Source organism: Pseudomonas nicosulfuronedens (assembly GCF_005877905.1).
Lineage (GTDB): Bacteria > Pseudomonadota > Gammaproteobacteria > Pseudomonadales > Pseudomonadaceae > Pseudomonas > Pseudomonas nicosulfuronedens.
Map to the genome: position 1 here is coordinate 1 of NZ_SWDV01000123.1, position 830 is coordinate 830.

Below are 830 nucleotides of genomic sequence, written 5' to 3' on the forward strand. Positions count from 1 at the left end.
GGGAACACGGTGTAGGCCCGTTCCAGGGTGAAGCCCCGGACGTTGGTGATGATGACGCGGCCGTCCTTGAGCGCGGGGACGGCATCGTCCTGGATCGCGCCGGAGGTTTTGTACGAGCCGTTGGGGCCGTGGTGAATCTTGATGGACATGATTCACTCACCTCCCTATGAACGGCACGAAGCGCATGCAGAAGCGCGTGGCCAGGGCGGAGAACATAATGTTGAGCGCCTGCGGTACGCCGAGGAATTGCAGCGCTGCCGCCAGCGGTCCAGGGAGCGTGGCGTACATGGAGCGGACCATGTTGGAGACGCCGAGGCTGTCGATCAGCTCGCGCGCCACGGTGTAGCTGACATCGAGCAGGAACAGGAACGACTGGAGCGCGCTGTACATGGCCCACTGGGTGGCGACCACGAAACCGTCCTTGATGAAGTCGTAAATGCCCTGGGTGAGGAAGTCCCAAATCCACTGAAGGAACAGCACGATCTGGTCAAAGAAGCTGGATAGCCATTCCATGAGGGTCACTCCTTCAGAATGACGAAGGCGGCCAGCACCGATGCCATAAACATCAGCGCGTAGCGCAGGTAGGAGAGCTTTTCCTCGTACTCGGTGAAGCAGAGGCTGACGGTCTTTTTCCAGACCACGAAGGTGTCGCAGGGGAGCTTGCCGCCGCCCTCGCCGAGCTTCAGATCGAACACACCCTTGAGCTGGTCGGCGTTCTCTTTGATCTTCTCGGAGAACTCCTTTTTCGCTTCGGCGACCTTGGCTTCCCAGGTGGTTAGCGCGTCATCCCAGTTGCCTTGCTTGGGTTGCGCCAAGGTCTCTTTCGGGCC

At 60.0% G+C, this 830-nt stretch carries 2 protein-coding genes and 1 pseudogene; all 3 read right to left on the minus strand.

Translation table 11 applies throughout. The features are described 5' to 3' along the window. Positions 1-149 (minus strand): zonular occludens toxin domain-containing protein (locus tag FAS41_RS30715; RefSeq protein WP_281286843.1); only part of this gene is annotated, 149 nt, incomplete at its 3' end. A 7-nt stretch (positions 150-156) separates the two neighbouring features. Further along, positions 157-513 (minus strand): DUF2523 family protein, encoded by a 357-nt coding sequence (locus FAS41_RS30720; RefSeq protein ID WP_081520099.1) that lies wholly within the window; start codon positions 511-513, stop codon positions 157-159. 5 nt (positions 514-518) lie between these two features. Continuing rightward, positions 519-830: pseudogene (locus FAS41_RS30725) on the minus strand (attachment protein); the annotation flags it as partial.

Bases quoted from the DNA above. Each gene is read 5' to 3' on its own strand.
- FAS41_RS30720 (WP_081520099.1), bottom strand. From the start codon at position 513: ATGGAATGGCTATCCAGCTTCTTTGACCAGATCGTGCTGTTCCTTCAG.